The sequence below is a fragment of the Alloactinosynnema sp. L-07 genome, from assembly GCF_900070365.1.
In the GTDB taxonomy this organism is placed as follows: domain Bacteria; phylum Actinomycetota; class Actinomycetes; order Mycobacteriales; family Pseudonocardiaceae; genus Actinokineospora.
This window is the reverse complement of record NZ_LN850107.1, coordinates 1-18,111: the sequence shown is the minus strand read 5'-3', so window position 1 is coordinate 18,111 and position 18,111 is coordinate 1. Positions and strand designations below refer to the sequence as shown.

General features: G+C 69.5%; 15 protein-coding genes and 3 pseudogenes. 3 read left to right on the top strand and 15 right to left on the bottom strand.

Annotated features, from left to right (window positions below; all coding sequences use genetic code 11):
- Positions 1-7: 7 nt before the first annotated feature.
- A complete protein-coding gene (locus BN1701_RS00050) occupies positions 8-742 on the top strand; it encodes an LPXTG cell wall anchor domain-containing protein (RefSeq protein ID WP_054044263.1) in 735 nt (244 codons plus the stop codon).
- A 1,125-nt stretch (positions 743-1,867) separates the two neighbouring features.
- Here the strand turns inward: BN1701_RS00050 and BN1701_RS00045 are convergent.
- The 3 genes from BN1701_RS00045 to BN1701_RS00035 form a co-directional block, all read right to left on the bottom strand.
- Complete coding sequence (locus BN1701_RS00045; protein WP_054044262.1) at positions 1,868-2,275, bottom strand: hypothetical protein; 408 nt, start codon at positions 2,273-2,275, stop codon at positions 1,868-1,870.
- Entirely contained in the window at positions 2,269-7,839 is a 5,571-nt protein-coding gene (locus BN1701_RS00040; protein ID WP_054044260.1) for a hypothetical protein, read from the bottom strand. Before BN1701_RS00040 ends, BN1701_RS00045 begins: the two co-directional genes overlap by 7 nt.
- Before the next feature lie 378 nt (positions 7,840-8,217).
- Entirely contained in the window at positions 8,218-8,949 is a 732-nt protein-coding gene (locus BN1701_RS00035; protein WP_172803161.1) for a carbonic anhydrase family protein, read from the bottom strand.
- A 577-nt stretch (positions 8,950-9,526) separates the two neighbouring features.
- Between BN1701_RS00035 and BN1701_RS00030 the strand changes: the two genes are divergently transcribed.
- On the top strand, positions 9,527-9,844 hold the full coding sequence (locus tag BN1701_RS00030; RefSeq protein WP_054055492.1) for a type II toxin-antitoxin system Phd/YefM family antitoxin: 318 nt from the start codon (positions 9,527-9,529) through the stop codon (positions 9,842-9,844).
- A complete protein-coding gene (locus BN1701_RS00025; protein WP_054044256.1) occupies positions 9,841-10,266 on the top strand; it encodes a type II toxin-antitoxin system VapC family toxin in 426 nt (141 codons plus the stop codon). The genes BN1701_RS00030 and BN1701_RS00025 overlap by 4 nt, the downstream gene beginning before the upstream one ends.
- Here BN1701_RS00025 and BN1701_RS00020 read toward each other — a convergent pair.
- From BN1701_RS00020 to BN1701_RS37730, 12 genes and pseudogenes are all read right to left on the bottom strand, one after another.
- Positions 10,235-11,497, bottom strand: a complete 1,263-nt coding sequence (locus tag BN1701_RS00020; protein ID WP_054044252.1) for a TIGR02679 family protein — start codon at positions 11,495-11,497, stop codon at positions 10,235-10,237. The two genes, BN1701_RS00025 and BN1701_RS00020, sit on opposite strands and share 32 nt — an antisense overlap.
- Before the next feature lie 55 nt (positions 11,498-11,552).
- Complete coding sequence (locus tag BN1701_RS37045) at positions 11,553-13,895, bottom strand: TIGR02680 family protein (RefSeq protein ID WP_231949798.1); 2,343 nt, start codon at positions 13,893-13,895, stop codon at positions 11,553-11,555.
- Positions 13,892-14,125, bottom strand: a complete 234-nt coding sequence (locus tag BN1701_RS37040) for a hypothetical protein (protein WP_231949968.1) — start codon at positions 14,123-14,125, stop codon at positions 13,892-13,894. Before BN1701_RS37040 ends, BN1701_RS37045 begins: the two co-directional genes overlap by 4 nt.
- Complete coding sequence (locus tag BN1701_RS37035; RefSeq protein WP_231949346.1) at positions 14,089-14,616, bottom strand: hypothetical protein; 528 nt, start codon at positions 14,614-14,616, stop codon at positions 14,089-14,091. Before BN1701_RS37035 ends, BN1701_RS37040 begins: the two co-directional genes overlap by 37 nt.
- Positions 14,511-14,885, bottom strand: a complete 375-nt coding sequence (locus BN1701_RS37030; protein ID WP_231949343.1) for a hypothetical protein — start codon at positions 14,883-14,885, stop codon at positions 14,511-14,513. Before BN1701_RS37030 ends, BN1701_RS37035 begins: the two co-directional genes overlap by 106 nt.
- 83 nt (positions 14,886-14,968) lie before the next feature.
- Positions 14,969-15,334 carry a hypothetical protein gene (locus tag BN1701_RS37025; RefSeq protein ID WP_231949341.1) on the bottom strand — a complete coding sequence of 122 codons (366 nt, stop codon included), beginning with the start codon at positions 15,332-15,334 and terminating at the stop codon, positions 14,969-14,971.
- Between the two features lie 130 nt (positions 15,335-15,464).
- Entirely contained in the window at positions 15,465-15,617 is a 153-nt protein-coding gene (locus BN1701_RS37020; protein WP_231949340.1) for a hypothetical protein, read from the bottom strand.
- Entirely contained in the window at positions 15,614-15,901 is a 288-nt protein-coding gene (locus BN1701_RS37015) for a DUF2398 family protein (protein ID WP_231949339.1), read from the bottom strand. Before BN1701_RS37015 ends, BN1701_RS37020 begins: the two co-directional genes overlap by 4 nt.
- A pseudogene (locus BN1701_RS38055) lies at positions 15,795-16,848 on the bottom strand (TIGR02678 family protein). Before BN1701_RS38055 ends, BN1701_RS37015 begins: the two are co-directional and overlap by 107 nt.
- Positions 16,796-16,975, bottom strand: a complete 180-nt coding sequence (locus BN1701_RS37740; RefSeq protein ID WP_197672171.1) for a DUF2397 family protein — start codon at positions 16,973-16,975, stop codon at positions 16,796-16,798. Before BN1701_RS37740 ends, BN1701_RS38055 begins: the two are co-directional and overlap by 53 nt.
- A 74-nt stretch (positions 16,976-17,049) precedes the next feature.
- Positions 17,050-17,370: pseudogene (locus BN1701_RS37735) on the bottom strand (DUF2397 family protein); the annotation flags it as partial.
- Positions 17,337-18,085, bottom strand: a pseudogene (locus BN1701_RS37730) (TIGR02677 family protein); the annotation flags it as partial. The pseudogenes BN1701_RS37730 and BN1701_RS37735, both read right to left, overlap by 34 nt.
- Positions 18,086-18,111: the final 26 nt, after the last annotated feature.

Here is an 18,111-nt window from a genome sequence, read left to right as displayed (position 1 = left end):
TGATTCCGTGTACCTCCGTCTCGCCGCGCTCGCCACGGCGACGACCGCGTTGCTCGTCTGCGGCCCCCCGGCCCACGCCCAGCCCGCCGCCATCGAATCCCTGTCGAGCACCGTGACCGGCTGGAACACCAACCCGTCCCGGGACCTGACGATCGCCGTCCGCGTCGGCCCCGACGTCCGCACCTTCACCGCCCCGGTGACCAAAACGTCGGCCCGCGTCGCAGGCGTCCTATTCGTCGACGCGGACGGCGACAACGCACCCGACCCCGGCGAAGAACTCGCCAACACGGTCGTCCACGCGGTGAACACCAAGGTCGTCAGCGACGCCCACAACACCACCACCGACGCCTCCGGCCGCTTCGACTTCGGCAACCTGGGCACCGTCGCCTACCAGGTCATGCCCACCCGCTGGCCAGACGGCGTCACCGCCCCATACATGGAGACCAACCCGGACCAGGCGGCCAACGCCAACCTCCACCTCATGGGCGTCCGAGCAGCCCCGCCAGCCGTCGCCGCTCAGCCCGGCTTCGACATCGCCGTCTCCATCGCCCCAATCACCACCACGCCTCCCCCATCCACCACCACCCCGCCACCACCAACCACGACGTCCCCAAACCCCCGCCACGACACGTCACGCCTGCCCAACACAGGCGCAGACGTAGACTGGCTAATGATCATCGGCACAACGGCCGTAGCACTGGGCGCTGTACTCATCGCCCTAACACGCAGACGCCGCACCTAGCGCATCCTTGCGCTTGGCTTTTGCCTTAGGGACCGCAGGTCCCTGCACTTCCCCCTGCACCCTCGTCCTGGCAATCCCTTATCCGGAAACAGGGATGTCAATGGTCAGCTCGCTGATCGCGCAGCGACGCCGCAGGCGCCATTGACATCGCTGTTTCCGGATAAGACGCTGATTGACGAGGGAGCGACCCCGCCCTCCGAAGCCCGAACGAGTGCACTCATCGGCGGAGTCCAAGCCCGACCGTTGCCTAGAGCCCCGCCATCACGCCCTTCACCACAGCAACAGCTGCATCCCGAGCAGCCGGTCCAGATGCTCCAGATGCCTTAGCCTCCACCGTCACCCCCAACCAAAAATCGTTGTCCCGCACCAACGACACAACCGCCCGCCCACCAAACGAGTCAGTATCAACACAAGCCGACGCAGACGGCGCAATATCCAGCGAAGCCACCGCAGCCACATCCACAGGACACCCCTGGACCAAATAGTCCGAAGCCGCCCGACGCAGATTCTGCAAGCGGCGCCGCCATTCCTCCGCATCAACAGGCGGCCGGGCAACAGTGACAGTGGTCCGACCAGACAAGCTGTCACCGGAGCGGAACTCACACCGACGAGTCGGCCCAACGTCAGTCGCGTGAGCAACAACGGCCGCCGCATAGATCCCAGCAGGAAAAGCGAGCTTCGCGCACGCAGGAAGATCACCACCAACAGGCAACGGCGGCGAACTCTCCTGCGTCACCAAATACCCACACTCCTTGATCACAACCGCCCCAGAAACCCCCGCCCCCCGATAACCAAAACTGCCAGTCGAACCAGACACCACCCGCCACCCCCGCCCAACGATGTCCCGCTCAACCGCCGCCCTCAACTCCCCCAAATCACCACTGACCTTCCCCGCCACCACAGTCCGAGGCACATCCGGATCCGGCATGGCCAAAGTGGACTCCCCCGCCGGAACCTCAACACCAGCCTGAGGCGGAATCACCGTCGCCCGAGCGTCAACCACCCCAGAAGGCACCGGCATCCCAGCAGGCACCGCACCCCCCGCACCAGCCAACGAACTGATGCGGGCGCAGTCCGGCGAAGCCGAAGGCGAGCCGCACCCGACCGCGCCCACCAGCAAGACAGTCACGGCAACGAGACACGCGCCTTGGACTCGCAAAAGTGCTCCCCATTGATCTCAGCGAGACTGTCGAACGTGACCTCGACCGCGGACAACGTCGCCCCCGGCCGGTCCAACGACGACCGGTCGACCACCACCCGCGCGACCCCGTCACCCCCGGTCGTGCCCTGGCCTGCCAGATGGCCTTCCTCACCGTTGGCGCCCTTGGCAAGGATGTAGAAATCGAGCCGCGCACCCGCGACAGGATCGCCGCCGGAGGTGAGCTTGGCCTCGAAGGTCACCGGTCCCGATCCGACATTCGGCGGCACGACCGAGATCGCGGTGTCCGAGCAGAACGCCGAGCAGCCCGCCAGCGCGAACAGGACCAGCCCGCGGGGCACCCAAGTGAGTGCCCCGCGGCGGAGGTTCAGCATGAGCCGAGGTTCCAGTCGCTGATGTCGAGTTCGGCGTTGGGGAACGGCGAGGCGAACTTCGCCAGCAGGTCGATCAGGTAGTCCTCCACGGCGTCTCCGGGGTCGAGGAAATTGACCATCTGCTGCCCGTCGGCGGCGCGGATCACGATGCCGTTGGTACCGGTGGCCACCTTACCGGGGCGGGTCGACAGCTGCAGGCAGCCCAGATCCGCGCCGAGCGCCTTGAGTTGCAGTTTGTCGCTGATCGGGCGGAACTGCTGGTCGTAGCGGTGGAACTGGAGCACGTTGGTGTGCCCCAGGTTCAGCACCTCGTGATAGGCGTCGGGGAACGGCGACGGCCGCTCGATCTTGAAGTCGAGTGCCACGTCGCCCTTGATGTCGATCCCCGCCGCGCCGAGTTCGACGCGGTCGTAGTCGCCGCTGTCGAACGCGGGCATGAGGTAGCCGACCGCGCGCGGCACCTTGTTCTCGTCGTCGAACGGGATCTTGGCGGGCCGGATCGTCAGGTCGCCGATCCCGTGGATCTTGAACCCGAGGTCGTCGATGCGGCTGGCCCCGAACCCGTAGTGACCGCGCAGGTGGCCGGTGAAGAAGCCGCCCGCGTACTCGAACAACTCCTTGTCGACCGACTGCCGGGCCATCCCCGACACCAGCAGCCCGGTGTGGAACTCGATCAGCGGGGTGCGCGGCGTCGAGGTGAACTTCAGCGACGTGTCGTCCTGCAGCGTGATCTTGGTGTCGCCGCCGAGGTCCTGGAATCGGAAGGAGATCCCGGAGATCCCCGCCTGCACCGGGTCCACGTCGGTCATCAGCCGCGCCTCCACGGCGAACAGGCCGTCGAGGGTGCTGGCGGGCGAGCTGTAGACGAAGTTCGGCGCGGTGACGCCCGCCGCCTTCGGGGCGGTGGTGATCGAGAACTTCGCGGGCACGTCGGTGAACTTGACGATCGCCGACGCCGGGTTGTTGTCGTAGACCCCGGTCGCACGCAGCGACAGCTCGTTGATCGCCGTCGAGTTGTCGACCGACACCGTGGCGGTCTTTCCGAACTTGGCCTTCACGTGCACCTTGCCCGGCGCCGGGTCGAGCGTGGCCAGTGCCCGGGCGTTGCCGAGGACCGGCACGCCGAACGCCTCCGCGTGCACCTGGATCGAGGTGATCTTCTGCACGCCCGCGTCGTAGGCGAAGTCCAGCCCGTCGTCGACCTTGATCGGGCCGAGGGTGAACGTGATCGCCTGCGGCAGGCCCTTGAGGATGACCTTCGCCCTGGCCCTGGTGAGCGGCGCGGGCACGAACACCCGATCGTCCACATAGAACTCAAGCTGGTCCACCACCGGGGTGTACCCGCTGAACGCGAACGACTTGTCCTTGGTGTTCACCGTGATCTTGTCCGGCAGCCCGGACACGTTGATGATCGCGGTGGCACCGAAGCACTTGCCGTCCTGGCAGAACGGGCCGTCGTCACTCGCGCACCCCGCGCCCGGCGCGCACAGGTTGTCGACGGCGGAGATGCCGTTGGCGAACCTCGGCGTGCCCAGGCCGTTGAGCGCGGCCACCTTGCCCAGCCAGAGCTGGGCCTCGAGGTTGAGCTGCTTGTCGGCGGTGTAGCCGATCACGCCCTTGGCCGAGCTGATCGTCAGCTCACTCGGGATCGGCCCGAGCGTGCCGAGTGCGGCCAGCCGCACGTCGTCCGCGCCGTTCGCGGCGAGCACGACATCGGCGTCCAGGCCGATCTTCTGTGCCGCCGAGTCGAACCGGGTGGTGAAGTCGCCACCCGTGTGGGTGTACTCCGCGCGGCGGAAGCCCGACAGCGACGCGCTGGCGTCGATATCGCCGTTCGACTGCCGGTAGTGCACGGCCAGGTGCGACCCGACCGGCGCTTTCGCGGCCCCGTGGTTGGTCACCGCGAACGCCGCCGAGGCCAGTGGCGAGGAGATGGTGTTGAGCGCGTACCTGCCCTTCGCCCAGTCCGCGGTGAACTTCGCGGGGATGTTCCGCAGGTCGCCGTAGGCCGACCAGGTGCGGCCCGCGGCCGGGATGTCACGCGCGAGCGCCGTGACCGCCCGGATCGGCGCCGACATGGTGACCTCGGCGTGCTTGGCAGGCATGTCCACCAGGATGTCGGCCTCGGCGGGCACCCCGAACACACCGGTCCGCAGGTAGCCGGACCGGTCGCCGGTCACGGTCAGGGAGATCTCCTCGACCGGCGCGGAGTTGCGCATGCTGACCGACGTGCGGTCGCCCAGCGTGCCGGTCACCCGCAGTGTCGCGGGCAGCGAGTCGACGACGCCCTTGGCCCGCAGCACCGGGAACCGACTGTCCGTTGTGGACACATCAGCGTCCAGGGTCAGCTTGCCCAGCGGCGCGGACGCGGTGTAGCCGACATCGACCTTGCCGTCGCCAACACTGATCGGACCGACGGTCAGGTCGAGCGGCGAGGCCAAGCCCGCGAGCGTGGCCAGCGCCTTGAAGCTCGGCGCGCGGTCGATCAGCCCGTGCACGCCGACGTAGGCCTGCAGCGGCGCGGTCGGGCGGTAGTCGTCGAGGGTGAACGTGCGGTTCTTCATGTCGACCACGACGCTGGTCGGCAGGCCAGGCAGGTTCACCGTGCCCACGACGCCGAAGCAGCGCGCGAACGCGGTGCAGAACGGCGACTCGTCGCGCGTGCAGCCCGCGCCGTCGTCACAGCCTCGGGCAACGGCGGCGACACCGTTGTCGAACAGCGGCGCGCCCAGGCCGTTGAGCGCGGCGGCCTTGCCGAACGCGACGTTCAGCGCGAGCCCGATGTTACGGTCGGCGGCGTAGGTGATCTTGCCGTCGGCCACGTCGACCCGGATCGTGCTCGGCAGGTTGTCGATCCGTCCCGACACCGCGTAGCGGGTGTCGTCGGCGCCGAGGACCACGTCCGCGTCCACGAACACCGGCGCTCCCGCGGTGTCGACGTCAAGCCGGAACGTCTGGTTGCCTTGCTCGGTCCGGGAATACTCGATGTGCGACAGCTTCCGCACCGACACGCTCGCGTCGAGATCGCCCGTCGACTGTCGATAGTGGACAGCGGCGTGCAATCCGGTGGGCGCGGTCGTGTTCGCGTGGTTGGTCACGGCAAGCCGGACGGCCTCCAACGGCCCGCTGACGCCGCGGAACCGCAGGTTCCCGTCGGCCCAGTCGGCGTCGAACTCCTTCGGGACTCCGGTGAACTCGGCGATCGCGGTCCAGTCGCGGCCCCCGACCGGGAACCGCGCCACGGCGGTCACACCGTCCAGCACGTCGGTCAGGGTGCCCTGCAGGTGCTTGGCGGGCAGGTCGACCAGGATATCGATGCCCGTGGGCACGTTCACCGTCGCGGCGGACAGGTAGTGGTCCTCCAGCGGCCGCAGCTGCTCGACGTGGCCGGGCGCGGCGAACAGCTCGATCCGCGGGATCCGGCTGCTCGCGGTGTAGCGCAGCCGGGGCTTGTCGCCGAGGTCGTAGTTCAGCTCGACGGTGCTGGGCACAGCCAGGACCGTGCCGAACAGGGTCGGGCCGGTCCGGGTGTTGGTGTAGGCGACGTGCGCGCGGCTGATGACCGCGCTCGCCTGGTACGCGACCTTGCGCGCGGCCGTGTCCGCGTCGATGGACAGGGTCGCGGGCAGGTTGGAGATCTCCAGCCGCGCCTTGTGCACGTCATCGATGTCGCCCGCGACGATGAAAGCCTGGCCGCCCGGGTCGAACTCGGTGGCGAGGCGGGTGTGGCCGTCGAAGTAGGCGTCGACCTTCTTCATGCCAGTGATCCGCGCGCTCGCGCCGATCGCCTGGTCGCGGGTGATGACCGTGGCGTGGTCGCCGTCGAGCGGCGCGTAGGCGCCGAGGTTCTTGGCGAAGGCCACGGTGGCCGACCCGATCGCCTGGTCGCCGAGCAGGCTCACGTGGCTCGCGGCGCGGTCGACCAGCAAGTCCAGCTTGGTCGGCAGCGACCGCAGCGCGCCGCGGCCGACGATCGCGGGATCCTTGTCGTAGAAGTTCACATCTAGCGCGTCGAGCCTGCCCGAAGCGGAGTAGTTCGCGGTGATCCGGTCCGGCGCGGTCTTGAAGGTCGCCGTCCACCGCGCGGGCACCGTCTTCGCGGTCGCCTGCACGGCCCAGGTCAAGTTCTGTCCTGTATAGACAAAGTCAGCGAACAGCACGTCGGCGATGGGCGCGGAGGCGTCGTAGCGGACGGTCGTCTCACCGCCGCCGACCGGTCTGGTCAGCTCGGCGGACACGCTTCGCGGGAGGACGTCGACCTTGACCTGGTCGAACCGGTTGGCCTGAGCGGTGTTCGCCAGCACTTGCGCGTCGAGATGGGTGTCGGTGGTGCTGGTCGCGGTCACCTTGGCCGTCTGCGCGCGGTCGGCCGCGCCCATGTCGATCCGAGCGTGCGCCTCGAACAGCAGCGGCACCGGCGAGAACCGGGAACTGGCCACCGTCGGGTCATACGCCGCGCCCTGCTGGTCGTCGCGCACCGACGCCATACCGGCGGTGATCGCCATCGCGTCGCCCGCGCCCACCTGCAACAGGGAGGCCTTGATGTCGAAGACGCCGTTCGCGGCGGCCTCGAACGGGTTCAGCGTGAACACCCCGAGGGTCGCGGTGGACAGGCTCGTGCCGCGGCGGAAGCCGTCGTAGCCCAGGGACAAGCGTTTGCGGCCGGGGATGTCGTAGACCGCCCAGACGTGGCCGGGCAGGTCGCGGCCCGCGAACTCGCTGGTGGGCAGCCGCACCTCCAGCATCGCGAGGCCGACGTTGATGACCCGCAGCAGCGCCTCGGTCTTGGTCCGCAGCGCGTCGCCGAGGGTGATGAGCAGGCCTTCGAGGTTGAGCCGCTCGATCAGCAGCTCGGGGTGCAGGATCACGTTGAGCGGGTTCTTGAGCAGGTCCAACACCGCGTTGAGCCGCGACGTGGCGGCGTCGAGCTGGCGCTGCAGGTCCAGGATCTCCCGCACCGCCCCGAGGATGTCGCCCAGCGCGACCGCCGGAAGCAGGTCGGCCAGCACATCGGGGGTGCGGTCGCCGGTGACGTCGACGATCGCCGGCACGCCCAGCGGCAACGTCAGCGAACACGACACCGGCTTCGTCGCCGACTCCGAACAAACGCGATAGGTGATGCGCGGGATGCCGTCAGGCAGCTGCTGGAGCAGCGCCAACGGATCGACCGGCAGCGGCGGCGGCAGATTTCCGGAGAGCAACGCGTCGATCAGTTCCTGCAACGTGGCCCGCCTGGTCGGGTCGATCACCTGCGCCGAAGCCACCTGCGGCTGCAACGCGTTGGCATCCAGCGCGGGCTTCCCGTCGGTCCCAAGGCGCCCGGCCCGCCCCAACGTGGCCAGCGCGTCGGCGGCGGTCGCGTCGACCAGTTCCTGTCCGGGCCGCTGCGGGAGGGTGAGCTGATAGGGCGACACCGGCGGCTGCGGGGTCATCGGCCCCTTGGGCACCGGCACCGTCCCGGCAGCCGGGCTCAACCCCGGCAGGGCAGGGATGTCTTGGAGCGCCTTGGAAGTCTCGCGCTCGACCGAGACCGACCCGTCCGGCCCAGGATCAACCGGCGGCACCGGTTCGATCTGCTGAACACTCGGCGCAACGGCCGTCCGATCCTGCGCGACCAACCCGGTGGGGTGGTGCTCGGCCCCTGGATCAGGCTCCGGATCAGCGGCCGCGACACCCCCGACCCCAAGCTGCCCAACGACAACCACCGCGACAAGCGCGCGCGAAACCCACCCTCTGGTACCCATACTCCCCCGTCCCCACCGCACGGCGGGGAGCCCGACGACCGAGCCCCCGCTCACGTACGTCCGTCGAACAGCCTGTCCCCGATCCGGCGGGGGAAGCAACCCCCTATCCACCGAACGGCCGCGCGACTGGTCCGGGCGCGGCACCATGATCTGTGGGTTTCCAACCAGGACACCCCGTTTGGAGTAATCTGTTCCCAATTACCAGACATCGGGCTCGATGTGGACACCGCGCCCGTTGAGCGGCTGGGCCTGCCGAGAGTTCCCGTCGGCGAACAGCTCCTGGAACCGCGCCACCGTCGCCGCGGCGACGTGCTTCTCCCGCATCAACACCCACCGCACCCCCTCAGTGAACGGCGCCGTGGTGAGCGACCCGTCATAGCGCAGCGACGAGCGCTCGGCGGGCAGCAGCCCGTTCAAATCGATCCGCCCCACCGCCACCGCAGGCCCACACTCCGGCGCGAGGGTACGCAACACGGTGTCCACAGTGGAGCCGCCACCGCCGACCACCAGCGGAACCCCGATCACCAAGAGCTTCCCGGTCGCGTCCCGATGCACCAGATGCAACTCCATCGGTGCGGCGAGACCGCCGAACCGGTGTTCGGCCGGGGTGTGGAAATGGAACTGGACCAGGTCATACCGGACGCCCGCCAGCGCGACCCGCCCCGCGCCGGGCTCGACCATGCCCTGCTCGGTCTCCTCCTCGCCACGGACAGCGCGATCGCCGTCTCTGCTCACGTACTCAAGGGAGACATCGGTCCACCCGTAGTCGATCCGCAGTGGCGACGACGGCCAGTCCGCGCGCAGCGCGGCGGCGGTGATGTTGATCGGACTCTGCCTCGGCAGTGATTGGGCGACCGACCCACCTGCGGTCAGCACCAGACCAGGTAGAGCGAGTACGGCGGCAAGAACGAGCAAACGACGACTGATCACAGAACACCTTCCGAATACGCCATTTGGGCTAACAATCGCGCCACTCTAATGGGCACCCAATAGCGATCTTAGTCGGGTACTCCCCAACCGTCCGTGATCATGGACGAGACCGTCACCCGATCTTGGTCAAGACGCGCGTCAAGCCGAAGTCATGATCAGCCTGACGCAGTCCGCACACGGCCGAACCGTTACGGCGCGGAGCCGCGGACCAGGCGGCGCTGACACGGCGATCAGCCAGGTTCCACAGAGTGCGCCGCCGCGGCCGTTCCGCAGCGGCGGATCTTCGATGACGTGGGCGACGGCCTGCTGGATGATTCCGTTGGCCCAGCGGCGTCGTGGCGCGGGCGGGTGTGGAGATCGTCTGCCACGCGCTCGACCTGACCCTCGCACCCGACGATCTACTCGACCAGGTCAACCAGCTCACCGACGCCATCGCGGTGTGATCAGGGGAGCCGCGGCGAGGTCCGCCACAGGGAACGGCGGCGACGGGCTCGTCGAACAATCGCGCGGGCCGGTCACCGATTGCGCCAACGTCGTCGGACGCTATAGTCTGTGCTGTCTAGATAGGGAGCTGGCGATGTCAGAACACGCGCACTGGCAGGTTCAGGAGGCAAAGCAGCGCTTTAGCGAGGTGCTGCGCGCCGTCGAGCGGGAAGGGCCGCAGACGATTACCAGACATGGCGAGGACGTCGCGGTGCTGATCGACATTCGGGAGTACCGTCGCCTCAGCGGTCGGACGGGCGACTTCATCGAGCATCTGATGGCGTTCCCCAAGAGTGACGACATGGATGAAGTCGATGTCTTCGACGAGATCGAGGCCGAGCGTAAGAACGACCTGCCCCGCGCGACGGACTTCGAGATCGAACTCGGTCTGGCCGACGGGGCAGCACAGTGACCTACCTGCTCGACACGAACGTCCTCTCGGAGTGGCGCAAGGCCGAGCCCGACGCCGGAGTGGCCGACTGGTTCGCGCGCGTCCACGTCGATGACCTCTACATCAGTGTCGTCACCATCGGCGAGATCCGGCGGGGCATCTCACGGCTCCAACATCGATCGGCTCACCGCCAGGCGGCGCAGTACGAATCGTGGCTGGCGGCGACGAAAGACAAGTTCGCCGACCGCGTCATCCCGATCGACGCCGACATCGCCGAAGAGTGGGGTCACGATAGCTCGCGGCATCTGACGCCGATGGCTGATGCGTTGATCGCGGCGACCGCGCGGGTTCGGGGCTGGACTGTGGTCACCCGCAACGTCAAGGACTTCGAACCGACCGGCGTTCGCCTGCTCAACCCATTCGCCCATCCGCGTCCAGCCTAAGGTCGGCTATCAGGTCGGACAGGAAGAGTTCTTCCTCGAACTTGCGCGCACCCCGTACCAACGCCGGCCGCAGGCCGGGGTCCCAGGCCGCGGTCACCGGCGATCCCCGCAGTTCCTCACCGCCGTGTGCGCGGACCGCGAGTTCGTAGGTTCCCGCGTCGAACCGCCAAGGCCGCCACGTGATGTGACGCGACAAGGTGTTGGCGATGCTGACGCCGCCCCAGTCGAAGTCGCCGTGGTAGCCGAAGTCGGCGCCTTGGGTCGCGAGCAGGGTCAGCAGTTCCACCGCCGCGGCGGACGGTTGGCCGGCTAGACAAACCAGTGGCGGGCAGGCCGGTCCCAGTTCGTCCGCGGCGGTGGCGACGACGATGGGGTTCTCGCAGACCCACACCCGGCCTTCGCCGACGCCCAGTTGGGGGCTGCCTCGCACAAGCTGCCGCAGCGTCACCACGCACGGTTCCCCCGCAGCCCTGGCCAGGCCCAAGACCCGACCCACGAAGGACTCGCCGCTCCCTGGCAGCCCTGCGCACAGCACGGTGGACGAGAGGTCATCCCGATGGACACCGACAGCCGACCACGCGGTGCGACGTTCAGCGGCGTTGCCCGCGCCGGTCGGATTCGTGCCCGCGAGGACCCGCGCTGCCGCGAGGACGACCGTGGCCAGCGGTTGCCCATCGTCAAGGGCGTGTGCGCCACCAGCTCGATCCGCGGCGAGTCTCCCGAGGGCGATGCCCGGTGAGGGCAGCGCCTCGATGACTCGCACTGCCTTGAGCAGCAGGTCGGCGGCCTGATCGGGCTCCGGGGCGAGTCGGCGAACCAGCCCGGTTGCGGTCAACCAGTCCAGCCAGCGGTGCAGATCCGGGCGTCCGCGCACCAAGGCGTCCGCTGGGGCGAAAGCCGCCGCCCACGCGGCTCGGGCGGTGGACTGTTCGGCGGCGATGTCCCGGATGTCGCCGAGCAGGACCCGCACCGCCTGCCCAAGACCTTCAGGTGCGATGCCGCCCGTGCGCAGCAGGCCGTCCAGTTCATCAAGGGAGACCGACACGGAGGTTCCCCGACCCGCGCGACGGCCGAGCAGCAGCTCGACCGCTCGACGCTGTTCAGGGCGAGCGTTCGGGAGTGTGACCGTGCCGGTCAGCGGCGCGGTCTTCTCCAGGCGGGCGCGGACCCGGTCGACCAGCCACGCGAGGTCCGGGTTGCCCAGCAGCCGGTGCAGGCGGTCGGTATCCATCAGCCGACCAGCCACGCGAGATCCAGGCTGCCCCTGTGCAGCCGAATGGTGTCCATCAGTCGAACAGCGATCCGGTGATCGACCCGGAGCCCGGGCGCGGGAGTTTGCTGCGCTGCTTGCCATCCCAGCGCCACGGGGTGACCAGGACGGCGTCGATTCCGTCGCGGCGGGTGAGTTGGGAGATGGCGAGGCCGGGCACTTCCGGGTAACAGCCCCATTCCCGTTCGCTGGTCATCACCACGTCCAGGTCGAACGACGCGAGCAGGCCGAGGCACTTCGCGCGGGAATCGTCATCGACGCCCGCGAAGGCCTCGTCGAGCGCGATCAGCCTGGGGGCGTGGGGATTGCCCGCTGAACTGTAGAAGGACGACGCTGCCGCGAACAACGGGACCGACGCGGCGAGGACGCGTTCACCGCCCGATGCTGGGCCGGACGCGGACCGCCACTGGCCGTCCTGGAAGCGTTGGATGGCGAACTCGTGCCAGCTTCGGTAGTCCAGCGCGCGGGTGAGCTGGTCGGCCCAGCCGCCGCCGATGTCCTCGCTGTGTTCCCGGTTGATCTGCTCCTGTAGGAACCCGCCCACCAGCGCGCGGTCGGCCGGGCTCCAGGCGTCGGCGGTCTGGCGGAGCAGACGGTCGCGGACGCGGTCCAGTCCGTCCGGCGCGGACTTCGCCGACTTCCAGAGCAGCCGCAGGCGCATCCCGGTGGAGGTGGGCCTGGCCTCCAGATCGGCGTTGATACCGCTCACCTGCTGTTCGGCTCCGGCGATCAGTTCCTGGAGCGTGCCTGCGACCTCGTTGATCAGGTGGTTCTCCAGGATCTCGCGTTCCTTGGCCGACAGCAGGGTCGCGCGCTGCTCGGTCTCGGCGGCGAGGGCGTCGACCAGGGTCGGCACGTCCAGGGTGCGGCCCTGGAACCGGACGTCCACCACGATCACGCCGCTGCGCACGGTCATCCCGACGGAATGTCCTTGCCGCGAAAGGGCGTCGGTCAGCAGCTTGTGCTCGGCGGTCACCCGCTGCTGGATCAGTTCCCACGGCCGGTCGGCGTCGTCCAGCCCCTCCAAGGCGGCGTTGATGGCGCGGGCGACGGCGACGGCGGGCTTGGCGGCCCATTCGGTGTTCGGGTCCGGGGTGTCGAGATCAGGGAGCGCGGTGGCCAGCAGGCCGGTCGCGGTGAAGGCCCGGAGGTCGTCGATGGCGGTGGCACGCTCCTGCGTGGCCTCCTGGATCTCATCCGCCAACCGCTCGCGGAGTCCTTCGGCCTTGCCTTTGTCCCCAAGTGCCTGGGATTCCGACGCGCGGGCGTGCTTCTCCGTCGCCGCGGCGGCTTCGAGTGCCGCCTTGGCCGCGTTCAGCTTGCGGTAGAGATCGTCGACGCCCGCGCCCGCGGTCTCGATGAGGACGTTCAAGGTCTCGTCGGCGGCCAGCGACCGCTCCCGCGCCTCGCCTGCCTCCTCGGCGGCGACCGCCAGCTTCTCCTCGGCGGTGGCCATCTCCTCCTCGACCTCGGTCACCTCGCGTGCCGCCCGCCACGCGGCCTGGGCCGCGGGCCACAACCCGGTCAGCGCGATCCGATACTCCCCGGTCGCGGCGCGCACGTCGTCGAGCCGGGCGCGATCGGCGGGAAGGCTCACATCATCGGCGAACTCGTCGGCCCGTCGCTCGGCCACAGCCGCTTGATCCGCCGATTCCTTCGCGCGGACTGCCGCCGCGCCGAGGTTCTGATCGATGACTCGCTTGGCGGCGTGCGCGGCGGCGAGAGCGCTGTGCGCCTCGCGAAGCGGCTCGTCGGCGGGCAACCGCTTTCGCTCTTGCCGGAGGACGTCCAGCATGGCATCCAGTTCGCGCCTCGCGGCCGCCAACTCGTTGATGAGCTCCGCCAGGCGGTCGAGTTCCGAGCGTAGGAACGCGAGCCGCGCCCGGCGGGCCGCCTCGCGGGCGCCCTCGCCGAGGTAGACGGCGGAGTCCTTGTGCCAGGAACCCGCCAGCACGCCGACCTGGAACCGGCCGTCGACATCGACCCACGTGGTGCCTTCCCCGACGCCGATGGACCGCAGCACCGTGGCGACAGCCGCGTCGTCCAGCGCCGCGGCGGACTCGTCGGCTCGGTCGATCGCGGGGACCAAGAGCTGGGCCAGGCCGCCGCCCGGCGCGGGACCCGTGGGCCGAACGATTGTGTCGTCAGTGATCCTGTCCCGGAGTTCCCCGTCCGGAGTCACCCACGCGTCCAGGATGCCCGACGCCTCCAGCGCGGCCTCCAGTCCCGCCCGATCGGCGTCGCCCACACCGTCGGCGAAGTCCACCACCCTCCACAGTGGAGCGCCCGGCCTGCCCGCACGGCCGATCGGATCGCGGGTGTGGGGCGACGGCGGCGCGTCGTGCCCACCCGCGGTCAGGCGACGGACCTCGGCTCGACGTCGGCCGTCTCGCGCTTGACGGCGGCCGACTCCGCGTCGACGGATGCCTGCCGCCTGCCCAGGTCGGCCGTCGCGTCGGACACCGCTTGGTCGACCGCGGCGGTGACCGGGTTCGGTCCGGTCGCCGACTCCACCCACCCCTCAAGGTCACCGATCACGGCGTCGACGTCGGCTATCGCGAACCCGGTCGCCGCCGCCAGGTAGGCCACGCAGTCCGCCACGAGTTCCGCGCCCGCCGCGGCGACACCGCCGCGGCGTGGCCGATCCGCTCCTCGGCCTCCTGCTGTTCCCCGGTGATCCGCTCCACTTCCTGTCGCGCGGAAAGCAAGTCCGCTCGGGCTCGGTCCCGCGCGATGAGCAGCCCGTCGAGTTCGGCGACGATCCGGCGACGCTTGTCCATCAGCGCGCCCGCCGCCGCGACCGCGTCCACATACGGCGGTTCCTCTTCGCCGAACACGGACATGATCCCGGCGTGCTCGGCGCGCAGCCACGCGTCCTCCGCGCGCGAGTCCGCCGCGGAACGCGTCCTGGTGAGGGCGGCGGCATCTCCCTCGGCGTCCCGCCGGACCCGATCGAGCTTGCCGCGCTTGGCGTTCAGGCCCTCTGCGGCGGCGACCTGGTCGCGTTCGCGCGCCTGAGCGAACCGGGCGAGCCGATCGGCCTCTTCGCGCGCGTCCGCCAGCTTGCGCGCGTTGTCCATCTCGGGCTGTTCTCCAGCGCCCGGATCCGCGCGTCGACCACGGCCCGTTCCGACGCGAGTTCAGCCAGCTTGGTCTCGGCCGCGGCCAACGCGGTCACCGCCGCGTGGAACGCCGCGTCCGCCTCCGTCAGGCTCGCGCTGAGCTTCTCGTACTTGCTGTGCGCGCGCCGGGGTTGGACACTTCGGCGCTTGGCGGCCACGCTCGCGTAGCGGCGGTAGTGCCCGAGGAACGTCTCGGCGGCCGACTTCGCCTCGCTCAGGCCGAGCACCGCGTCGCGTTCCTCGTCCAGACCGCGGAAAGCGTCGGCGACGGTCGCAACCAGCGTTTGGTCCAGCGGAGGCAGCGCCTCGGTCAGCGCACGGGAAGCAGTTTCTCATCCGGCCGCTTGGTCAACTGCGGCTGGCGAAGCTGGATGAGCAGGTTGACCAATGCCTCGTACCGATGGGAACCGAGGCCGAACAGGGCCTCGTCCACGGCCCGCCGATAGTCGGTCGCCGTGTCGTAGACCGTCCCGAACCCTGCCACCGCCTCTTTGAGCCGTTCCCGCGTGAGGGCGACCTTGGTCGGGCTGACCAGCGAGAACTCCGGCCCGACGCGCTGGCTGGTGACGAAGAACCAGTGACGTGCCATGCCGCGGCCCGCGACGGCCTTGAGGCCACAGCCGATCGTGCGGTATTCCGGCGCACCATTCTCGTCCAGTCTGCGAACTCCAGCCACGTGTAGCCGAGGCGCTCGCTGTGCGGATGTCTGCCGCCGAGCAGCAGGTTCCATTCCATGCGCTTGTTGCGATCGCCGTCGGGTTCGACGCGGTGCGGGGCAAGGTCGCCGTCGAGCAGGAACGGCAGGGTCAACGCGAGGACTTGGACTTGCCTGTCCCGTTGTTGCCGCGGAACAGCAGGCGGCCGTCGTGGAAGTGGAATTCCTCGACGTCGTAGTAGAAGAGGTCGACCAAGCCGGTGCGCAGTGGCTGCCAGCGCTGGGTCCGGGGCTCCTGGGTCATCGCGCCTTTCCTGACCTGATCGTGGGGGCGTCGACGGCGTAGCGGGCGATCGCGGGCAGCGGAACGACCATCGCACCGGGCAGATCGGCGACGAGCCGCAGCGCGCGCAGCTTGCCCAGCGCCACATCGAGGAGTTCCAGTTCGGCGCCTGGCTCGGTGACGCCCTTGCGCCAGTAGTCACGTGTTGGGCGGCCAGGGTGCGGACATACCTGGCCAACGTATCGATCGACACTGGTTCCGACCGGTCGCGAGCCGCTCGGCGACGAGAAGGGTGACGTGGCCATCCGTGCGCTGCTCGGGCATCCGCACATCGGTGAGCTCGTCGTCGGCGTCGACCATGGCGACCCCTTCGGCGCGCATCTCGGCGATCAGCCCGTGGCCTCGGTGATGCGGCGGGTGATGGCGTGCCGCTGATTGACCAGGTAGGCCCGCTCGTCTGGGGTGAGTTCGTCGTAGTAGACGACCGGGTCCTCCAGCAGCCGACGGGTCAGGCGGTGCCGCAGGGCACGGGTCCTCAGCTCATCGGTGTCCGGCGCGGGCTCGTCGGTCAGTTCGGCCAGCCTGCGCTCGAAGGTGTCTGTGTCTATTGTGGACGGACCGCGCTGACCGGTGAGCAATGCGGCGAGCACTCGCCTGCGAACGTCGTAGAGGACGTCGCCGGTGTCGGACAGGTAAGCGTCCTCCTCGCCCGCGACCCGGTCGAGCACACCCCACTCCAACAGCACCGCACGACCGCGACCAGGTCGGACCGCTCGTCCCGGCGACTCAACGTGAACGAGACTCCAGCGGCGGCCAGATCCGGCTCGGCCGCCGCCGCGATGACGCCCTCCGAGCCTGCCGAGGGTGATCTGCGCGTCGGCGCGTTCCAGGATCGCCAGCGCCAGGCACAGCAGGACATACCGCCGCCTGCCGAACGCGGCTTCCCCTTGTCGTCCCGAGCGGCGTGCGTGCTGTCTGTGGTGGTCGGCGCGGTCTTGAACAGCCGCACGGACTCCGCGTCCACCTGCAGGCGCCACCCGGCCTCGCGCGCCAGCCACTCGCGCAGCTCACCCGCGTGTCCGCGCACCAGCCTGATCGCCTCGTCGTCGCGCCCCGCCACGAGCAGGGGCCGGACCAGGAGCGCGCGCAGCGCCTTGCGCCGCTGCTGGGCCGATCGCCCGCCAGCGAATCCGTCACTGTCACGCCGTCCCCCGCATGAGGTCGATGATGTCGATGACGTGCTCAGGTCCACGCAGAACACCGTCTTCGGTGTCGATGGCGACCTCGCCGCCGTCGGCGACCAGGGACAACCGGATCTCCATCGAACCGTCGCCGGTGGTCGTCTTGACCTCCGTGTCGTCCGGCGACCGCGCGGACAGCGCGTCCCCAGCAGACCCAGGAACAGCCGAAACGTTCGCGCTTCCAACACGCCAAGGTCGGACAGCAGCACCGGGCCGTCGGTGGCCAGGCGGCGTCTGGCTTCGGCCACTTCGTCGGCTTCCCGCTCGGCGTGGGCGAGCAGCAACTGGCGATGGGCGTGCCGATCAGTGATCTGGGACTGCCTGCCGCGCCGCTCGTAGGCGCCGGTCTTGCGCAGCTGGGGGCTGATCCGCACGGCGGGCGCGTCCGCCCACGGCGTCTGCGGGGTCGGCTGGTCGGCCTCCCAGGCGTCAGCGTCGCGGCCGTCACGGTGAGGTGTCGCGTGCTGGTCAGCCCGAACGCGACCCTCCACAGCCGGTGCGCCGCGGCGTCGTCGGGGGTCTTGGCGAACCATCGGGCGAGCGCACGGAAGTCGGCGGCCCGGTCCGACCTTCCGGACCGGCGCTCGTTCAGCGCGGACACCGTGTCGATGAGCTGGGTGATCGCGTTCAGCGCCGCGCCGCGGAGCAACCGGGCCTGCGAAGGTGCCGCGCGTCCGCGGACAGAACCAGTCGCGCAGTCCACGCCATCGGTTGCGCCAGCCCGCCACGGCGGCGGCCAGGACATCCGCGTAGCCGTCCTCGTCCGGAACGGCGTCCTCGGCTTCCCGACGCGGGCGACGGCCAGCAGGCGTTCGACGTCATCGGCCTCGATGCGCGCCAGCAGCCCGGCGATCTCGGCGCCGGGTCGGCCAGGTCCGCGATGAACCGCTCGACGTAGCCGATGAGCCGCTGCTTGTAGGCCACGAAGGCCGCGACGTCGCCGTCCGCGAAGTCGATCACTCGGCGCAGCGAGGCCATGAACGCCTGCGCGTTGTCGGCCAGTCCGGTGAAGCGGTCGGCGAGGGCGAGCAGCAGGAGATGCACCTTCGCCGGATCAAGGTCTTCTCCGCGAGCGACCTCCACGAGCGCGCGCAGCTGCACCGCGATGTCCGCGAGCGCGACCGACTGCAGCGACCCACGTCGGCCGATGGCCTCCTCGTAGACCGCGATCGCTTCCTCGGCGGCCTGACCGGCTCCGGTGAGCTGGTAGAGGTAGCGGGCACGGTGGAAGTCGGCGACGGTGGTCACCCGGCCGTGTCCGGGTCGGAACGCAG